This is a genomic window from Simplicispira psychrophila DSM 11588 (genome assembly GCF_000688255.1).
Classification (GTDB): Bacteria; Pseudomonadota; Gammaproteobacteria; order Burkholderiales; family Burkholderiaceae_C; genus Simplicispira; species Simplicispira psychrophila.
This window is the reverse complement of the sequence record NZ_JHYS01000031.1, coordinates 1-7,670: the sequence shown is the minus strand read 5'-3', so window position 1 is coordinate 7,670 and position 7,670 is coordinate 1. Positions and strand designations below refer to the sequence as shown.

At 59.8% G+C, this 7,670-nt stretch carries 8 protein-coding genes and 1 pseudogene; 6 read left to right on the top strand and 3 right to left on the bottom strand.

All coding sequences use genetic code 11. From position 1 onward, the window contains the following. A pseudogene (locus Q390_RS0116885) lies at nucleotides 1-212 on the bottom strand (IS481 family transposase); the annotation flags it as partial. Between the two features lie 404 nt (nucleotides 213-616). Between Q390_RS0116885 and Q390_RS0116880 the strand changes: the two are divergent. From Q390_RS0116880 to Q390_RS0116855, 6 genes are all read left to right on the top strand, one after another. Further along, nucleotides 617-1,483 (top strand): STAS domain-containing protein, encoded by an 867-nt coding sequence (locus Q390_RS0116880; RefSeq protein ID WP_027997116.1) that lies wholly within the window; start codon nucleotides 617-619, stop codon nucleotides 1,481-1,483. Nucleotides 1,484-1,555: 72 nt separating this feature from the next. Next, the gene (locus tag Q390_RS18880; RefSeq protein ID WP_245606957.1) at nucleotides 1,556-1,879 is read left to right on the top strand and encodes an STAS domain-containing protein; all 324 of its coding nucleotides are present in this window, start codon (nucleotides 1,556-1,558) and stop codon (nucleotides 1,877-1,879) included. Nucleotides 1,880-1,884: 5 nt separating this feature from the next. Beyond that, nucleotides 1,885-2,280, top strand: coding sequence for an anti-sigma regulatory factor (locus tag Q390_RS0116870; protein WP_425423961.1), 396 nt, complete (start codon nucleotides 1,885-1,887; stop codon nucleotides 2,278-2,280). Next, nucleotides 2,265-3,266 carry a SpoIIE family protein phosphatase gene (locus Q390_RS0116865; RefSeq protein WP_027997114.1) on the top strand — a complete coding sequence of 334 codons (1,002 nt, stop codon included), beginning with the start codon at nucleotides 2,265-2,267 and terminating at the stop codon, nucleotides 3,264-3,266. Before Q390_RS0116870 ends, Q390_RS0116865 begins: the two co-directional genes overlap by 16 nt. Further along, nucleotides 3,266-4,969: an ATP-binding response regulator gene (locus Q390_RS18875; protein ID WP_051603327.1), complete on the top strand. Its 1,704-nt coding sequence runs from the start codon at nucleotides 3,266-3,268 to the stop codon at nucleotides 4,967-4,969. The genes Q390_RS0116865 and Q390_RS18875 overlap by 1 nt, the downstream gene beginning before the upstream one ends. Continuing rightward, nucleotides 4,960-5,361: a response regulator gene (locus Q390_RS0116855; RefSeq protein WP_245606956.1), complete on the top strand. Its 402-nt coding sequence runs from the start codon at nucleotides 4,960-4,962 to the stop codon at nucleotides 5,359-5,361. The genes Q390_RS18875 and Q390_RS0116855 overlap by 10 nt, the downstream gene beginning before the upstream one ends. A gap of 369 nt (nucleotides 5,362-5,730) precedes the next feature. Here the strand turns inward: Q390_RS0116855 and Q390_RS0116850 are convergent, their stop codons facing one another. Further along, complete coding sequence (locus Q390_RS0116850) at nucleotides 5,731-7,122, bottom strand: Fic family protein (RefSeq protein ID WP_027997112.1); 1,392 nt, start codon at nucleotides 7,120-7,122, stop codon at nucleotides 5,731-5,733. Between the two features lie 228 nt (nucleotides 7,123-7,350). Continuing rightward, nucleotides 7,351-7,670 (bottom strand): integrase core domain-containing protein (locus Q390_RS18870; protein ID WP_037473413.1); only part of this gene is annotated, 320 nt, incomplete at its 5' end.

Genomic DNA, 7,670 nt, shown 5'->3' with positions numbered 1-7,670 from the left:
ACCACCACTTCTTGCGCAGGCGTGAGCGTGGTCTGCAGGCGCTGCGCAGTGTGGGAGCGGTCGGTGAAGACAGAGCGCTTCTTCCACTTATAGACAGTCTGCTCGGTGATGCCATATCGCTGAGCCAGCACGCCAGCGCTATGGCTGCTGGCCGCTATCTCGGCGCGCACGGCAAGCGTGGTGCGCGCGTTCTTGTGCAAAGCAATCAGCATGGCGTCTCTCCCCGGGTAGATTGCAGCGACTCTATCAATTTCTGCATTACGGCTCGGGCCATGAAGAGCGGATAGCGTTTTTCATCTATGCAATCGTCCGGGATGCTACACCAAGGTAGCTCCGCTGGTTCATTGCGGCGACGTACCCATCCGGAGCAATGCCCCTTCCCTGTTACGATACCAATAACTGCAGCCATCGACGCCAGTCCACCAAAAACGCCGACTGGCCACTCCCCCCTCGACGACCAGCCTGGTTCGCTCCACCAACAGCCTTTTCCAGCATTGGTCGCGCCGGGGCAGAGCGACGTCGGCCATGAGGAACTGCTGCAGGCGTCGTCACATGGACGATACTCCCCCGTTGGCGACACTCTTATCGCCTATTTATTGCCCGAACGGACTAGATTATGCAAAGCGACAAAGGACTGACGGCGGTACTGTTTCAGCAGGAGGGCAAGATTCTGCAAGACTGGACTGGTGCACTGCAGGAAGTACGCCGCCACGGCAGCCTTGGCGGTGGCGATACCCAAGCACAGGCGCGCAGCTTTCTAGGCGCATTTGCCGCAGCGATTCGATCTTCAACGGACGCCGATCTGGTGGGCCGCGAATTGGACGATGTGCGCGCGCTGCTGACCGATCTGTCGCGCGACCGTGCGTTGGCAGGGTTCAGCACCACCGAAACGGCCACCTTTGTGTTTTCGCTCAAGCAGCCCTTGTTTGTGGCGTTGCGCGAGGGGCTCGCTGACGATCCAAAGCGGCTCAGCGACGAGCTCTGGGCGGTATCGTTGATGCTCGACAAGCTGGGCTTGTTCAGCATCGAGGCCTACCAGAAAGGGCGCGAAGAGGTGATCGAGCGGCAGCATCAGGAGCTTCTGGACCTGTCAACGCCCGTGGTCGAACTGTGGCATGGCATTCTTGCGCTGCCACTGATCGGTACACTGGACAGTGAACGTACGCAAATCGTGATGGAGAGCCTGCTCGAGGCTATTGTCGAGAAAGAGGCGACAGTGGCGATCCTGGACATCACGGGTGTGCCGACCGTCGACACCCTGGTCGCACAACACCTGATGAAGACCGTGGCAGCCGCCCGTTTGATGGGTGCCGAGTGCATCATCAGTGGCATCCGTCCGCAGATTGCGCAAACGATCGTTCACCTCGGCGTCAATCTCGAAGGCGTGATTACCAAAGCCACGCTGGCCGGAGCTTTGCAAACGGCGTTGCGCAAGACTGGCCAGAGCGTGCAGCGCGCCCAGTCAGCTAGGACCAGCGAATAGAGGCTGCATCCGGTGGACCATATCCCCATACTCAAGGTCGACAACTTTCTGCTGGTCAGCATCTAGGTCGAGTTGCACGATGAACTCGCCATCGGTCTGCAGGACGACTTGACCCAGAAGTTGATCAAGACCGGCTCGCATGGTGTGCTGATCGATATCTCGGCGCTGGACATCGTGGATACCTACATCGGCCGCATCCTGTCGCAGATCTCGGCCATCGTGGGCATCATGGATGCGACGATGGTGCTGGTGGGCATGCGGCCCGCGGTGGCCATCACTTTGGTCGAACTGGGCATGACGATGCCCGGCGTGCGAACAGCGTTGAATGTCGACAAGGGGCTGGCTCTGCTGCGGCGCTCGGTGGACCCGACCGAAATGCCCGACGCCGGGCAGTAGTTGTCGTGGTTGTGGTGGAGATCCGATCGTCGGAGCACGTCGGCACCGCGCGCAAGCAGGTGCAGGCGCGTGCGATGGCCGTCGGTCTTTCGACCCTGGAGATCACCAAGTTCGTTACGGCAGCCAGCGAACTGGCGCGCAACGTGCTAATCCATGGAGGTGGCGGCACGATGACGGTGCATGATGTGCAGCGTGATGGCAAAGCCGGGCTGCAACTCGATTTCGAAGACCAGGGACCCGGCATCGCGGACGTAACTTTGGCACTGCGCGACGGCTACACCACCGCCAACAGCCTGGGTCTGGGGCTTGGCGGAGCGAAACGCCTAGTCCATGACTTCGAGATCGTCTCCCATGACGGATCGGGTACCCATATACGGATCACACAATGGAAACGACGGTAAGGATCGACGACCACAGCCGGATCGCCGAGGCGCGCCGCGCTGCGGCGACGCTGGGTCACACGATGGGCTTGACGCCCGAACTGGTCGCGCAGGCTTCGTTGGTCATCTCCGAGCTGTGTACCAACATCCTCAAATACGCCGCGCACGGAGAAGTGAAGTTGAGCACGCTGTGCGTCAACGGCACAGCTTACGGCATGGATATCGTGGCGCTGGACCGCGGTCCGGGCATTGCGAACCTCGATGCGGCCGTGAAGGACGGGTTCTCGACCGGCAGTAGCCTGGGCATTGGCCTGGGCACGATGCGCCGCGCCGCCGCGGTGTTCGACGTCTATTGCGCACCGGGTGGTGGCACCGCGGTGTTGGCGCGGCTGCTGGAAAAGAAAGTGGCGGCGCCGGTAGACGATTCCTTTACCTTGGGCAGCAGGATGACGCCCATACGCAACGAGATGGTTTCGGGCGACAGTTGGTCTTGCCTGCAGTTCGACCAGTCGCTGGCGGTGACCATTGTCGATGGGCTTGGCCATGGCCCTAAGGCCGCCGAGGCCGCGCATGCTGCCGTCGACGCCTTCCAGCGCAGTGCGCGGCAGGTCGGGCCAGCGCAGGTGATCCAGATGGCCCACCAGGCGCTGCTGTCGACGCGCGGTGCGGTGATGGCGGTGGTCAGTATCGACGTGCAGGCGCAGACGCTGCGCTTTGCCGGCCTGGGCAATATCAGTGCCGTGGTCTACACCCGCGGCATTGCTGCGCGCCTTGTCTCCAGCGATGGCACGGTCGGGTACGGATTGCGCAAGGCGCGCGAGTGCTCAGTTGACTGGTCGTCGCACTCGACGCTGATCCTGAACACCGACGGCCTGAGCTCACGCTGGAACTTGGCCAAGCATCCTGGGCTGCTGGCCAGCCATCCGGTGCTGATTGCGGCGGTGCTGCACCGGGATTTCGCACGCAATACCGACGACGCCACTGTCGTAGTTGTTAGGGGCCACTGATGCAGATCGTCGCGTTGACCGTGAAAATCCAGAGTGACCAAAGCCTGGTCGTGCTGCGACACCGCTGTCGCCAGATCAGCGAGCTGTTCGGTCTCGAGCCGCTCCAGCGCACGCGATTAACCACCGCCGTGTCGGAAATCGGACGCAATGCGTTGCAATACGTGGGGACGGCCACGGTAAATTTTCTGGTCGGCGCATCGGTTACTCATTCCGGCGCGCAGTCGGTGCTGATACGCGTCACCGACAAAGGCCCGGGCATTCCGGCATCGGTCTGGTCCGGTGGCGAAATCGGCGCCTTGCATCGGGTCGGCGGGCTGCGCGGCAGTCAGCGTCTGGTCGACACCTTCTCGATTGAGGCTCGGCCTGGCGAGGGTTCGACCGTGTCGATGGAGATGCTGCTTCCTCAAAATTCGCCGTGGTTGCAAGCCGCGGACATCAGCCAGCGTATTGACGAGCTGTTCCGTCGACAGCCCCAGAATCCCCACGAGGAACTCGAACAGCAAAACCGCGACATGCTTCATGCGTTGGAGGAGCTGCGCCAGCACAAGCACGATCTGGAGCTCGCCGATCAACGCAAGAACGAGTTTGTCGCGATGCTGGCCCACGAGTTGCGCAATCCGCTCGCGGCCATCTCGATGAGCGTCGAGATAATGCGGCGCAAGAAAAACCTGCAGATGGCCGACGTCGAGAAGTACCGCGACACCATCGGCCGGCAATCGACGCAGCTGACCAAACTGGTCAATGACTTGATGGACGTGTCGCGCGTCTCGCGTGGCAAGGTAGAACTGGAGCGCACCGTCGTTGGTGTCGGCAAGCTGGTGTTCGAGGCGGTCGAGATGACGCACGCCTTTGTCGATACCAAGAAACACCGGCTGCTGATGCCTGCTCTGGACAACGTGGCCTGGGTGGATGTCGATCTGGTGCGCATGAAGCAGGTAATCAGCAACCTGGTGCACAACGCAGCCCGCTACACGCCACTAGGCGGACTTATCGAAATCGGCATCATCGTTGTCGATGCGCTCGTTCACATCAGCGTCAAGGACAACGGCGTCGGAATCGATGCCGCCATGCTGCCGAAGATTTTTGAACTGTTCACACAGGCATCGAACAGCTTGGCGCGCGAGGACAGCGGCCTTGGTATCGGCCTGACCATCGTTCAGCGGATGGCCGAAGACCATGGAGGGACGGTCCGTGCGCACAGCGCCGGGCTAGGCTGCGGCAGTGAGTTTGTCCTGACGCTTCCGACGGTCACACCGCCCGCCGGCGAGTGCGCTGCCCAGCCTGTGCTCGCTGCCGCGCGGGACATCGGCACGCCGCAGCGGCTGTTGCTGGTGGAAGACAACGTCGATGCGCTGCAGGTGATGACCGAGCTGTTCCAAATGCATGGCTACGACTGTGCGGCGGCCGGTGATGGGCTGCAGGGCCTGGCCGCTGCGATGGACCATCCGCCAAAAATTGCCATCATCGATATCGGCCTGCCCGGACTGGATGGTTTTGGCCTGGCCACTGAACTGCGCCGGCTCTACGGTGCCGACATGACCTTGATCGCCATGAGCGGTTACTCGGCGCCCGACACCCGGCAGCGTGCTGAGCAGGCGGGCTTTGACGACTTTCTGATCAAGCCGATCGACATGCCAGCTTTGCTGCAACTGCTCCAAGCGCTGCCCGATGCGGCCCAGCCTTCACCCCTGACATGCCCTTGAATTCAAAACTGAGTCCGCTGCACGTTATGTACGTCGAGGACAACGCAGACATCCGTGACATGGTCTCCGAGTTGATCGACAACCCGGAGAGACGCATCGTGTTATGCGCCGACGCCGAGGCAGCTTGGCTGCAGCTGCAGCTGCAGCGCTTCGATGTCCTCGTCACCGATGTGAGCCTGCCGGGTTTGTCAGGCACCGAGCTGGCACGCCGTTGGCTCGAAGCCGATGCGTCGCGGTGGGTGATCCTGTTTTCCGGCTACGACTTCAAATCGGGTTTGGCCAGCCTGGGCACCAACGTGCGTGCGATTCCGAAAGAAGATTTCGAGCAACTCGAACGGGCGCTGGTCGAGATCAGCCAACATCTGCAACTGTGCGCCAGTTGTCTGGAATGATGCCCGCCGCCGAGCCTGCAATCGTGGCGCGGGGAAGCCGCCTGTCGCTACCGTCTGCAAGGGGTCGCTTGCCGAAATAGGACCTGCCGGGTCGAAAGACCGCAAACGCAGCATTGCGGTCACACAGATGGCGGGGGCGAGTACCCGGAATGGGTCGATAGCAGACATGCTTCTCCTTATGGGGCGCTGAGCACAATAGGTCAGTGGTAGTAGGCAGTGATATCGGCACATACAACCGGCCTTCTCGGCACCAAATAATGCCTCATCGCTGTTTCAAGAGCTGCCGCGACTGCTTACGTTGCCGGTGAACTGGATAATACGAACGTGTAAAGGCTCGCCTCAGCTTTCTTGGGCAGCATGCGTTGCACTTTATTTTTTGAATTCGCTTTGCGTTTCATGCCAAGCGGCCAACTCCAACGGCCTCAGTCCAAAGCGCACCGCATTGCCAGCATGCAGGCCAGCCAGCTCTTTCAACACCAGCTGGGTGAAATGCGCCCGGTCTTCTGGCTGCACATTGCTGGGTAGCAGAGCCAGCACATTGGCTTCGGTGATGGTCGCACCGCCCCGCACCATGGCGGCAATAACTTCACCCAGCGCTTTGCGATAGCGCAGGCGCAGGATATCAGGCGGCACTAGATTCTGCTGCACGGCCACGTACTGCTGGCAAGAGCGCTCGTAGGCCCACACAAACACATCCCGCAGCAGTTCTATCCGATTGAGTTCGTACACGCCCAGCATGGCGTCTATATAGGCTTGCTGGGGCACATCTATAAAAGACAGCGGGCAAAGGTTGTGTCGAATAAACGAAATATTGGCTGCCAAACGAGAAGTGCGCTTGTTCACATCTTCAAACGGTTGCAGATACGGCAAATGCACCATCAAAAAGAACGCCTGCTCAAACGGATCGTCAATCTCTGCGGCCATGCTCACCACAATGCCAAACAGCTCTTCCAAGCGCTGCGGCAAAGCCACGGGCGCATAAACACTACCGCCAATCTCGACCGCACGGCGGCGAATCCGGCCACACATTGCGGGTTCTGGCAGCAAGCCATCCGACAACAAAGCGTGCAGCGACACGATGGTGTCGGGCGAAACGGTGGCTGGTTCTGGTGAATGCACCAAAAATTCAATGGCCTGCTTGTGGTTCAGGATCATCTGGGTTTCCAGCGCATCCTTGCCCTCGGCCACCTGGCCAAACTCAATCAGTCGAGCGGTGTCGAGGCGGCTGTAGGTGTTGCCCTCCAGCTGTGACGAAGCCCAAGACAAATCAATCAACAGCCGGCTGAGGATGTCACGGGCAAAAGTGCCGGCTGGTGTTTGTTCCGCTGGTGATCGGCCCAGCGAATGGAGCTGCTCACGCAAGCCTTCTGGCAGATAGGCGGTGTGATTGGGGTGGTACTGCTCCAGAAACTCTATGCGGTAGCCCACAGGCCGGCGCAAGTGGCGCGGCTGGCGCACATAGGCCTTGATGTCAGCACCTTCGGCACTGATGGGCACATACGCCTCAGCGTCGTCTGCCAGCGCAGCAGCAACCGTTGACACGATCCCCTGCTCCGCAGGGAAGTAGCGCACAGCCCGTGCTTGCCCTTGCACGCTGATAAGCCCTTGTTCAACCAGTCCTGCCAAGCGACGCTGCAAAGTGCGCAGCTGCAACGCCCCACCGAGCTGTCGTAATAGGCTTTCGCTGTCGATGCCTTCTGGATGCCTCGCAATGAGCAGGGCTAATTGATCTAGTTCTTGGGTGGGTGTAAGACGTGCCATGTCGCAATTTTGTCGTGATAGATATATTGCGTCAAATTCAGTGACGCAATTCCAGTCATAGCGACACCTGCTGAAGCTGAATCAGGTGACACACAAAACCATATGAATCGACCTCTTGACATTCAATCGTAAAAATTGATGGATCACATTCATAGAAAAATCAAGACAGTCGCTTGCCTCAAGCTTGCTTGGGCAGCATGAGGCTTACTGCTTTCATACTTATTATTATTAATTGTCGCATCCCGGACGATCATATGGTCTCTTGTTAAACAGCTGCGGATGGGACTGGTGCCAGTCCTTCATCGTCTGCATCGGCGTTTTGCTCTTGAGCGCTGACTGGGGCAACTGGTGGTTGTACAGGGCCACATAACGCAGCAGGGTCTGCTCCAGGTCTTCGCTGCTGCTAAACCGATGGGTCTTGAGAACATCGGCAATGCGGCCATTGAAGCGCTCGACCATGCCGTTGGTTCTGGGCGTCCTGGGCTTGGTCAGCCGGTGCTCGATACCCAGCTCCTGGCACAGCCGATCAAACTCATGGTTGCCGCTGG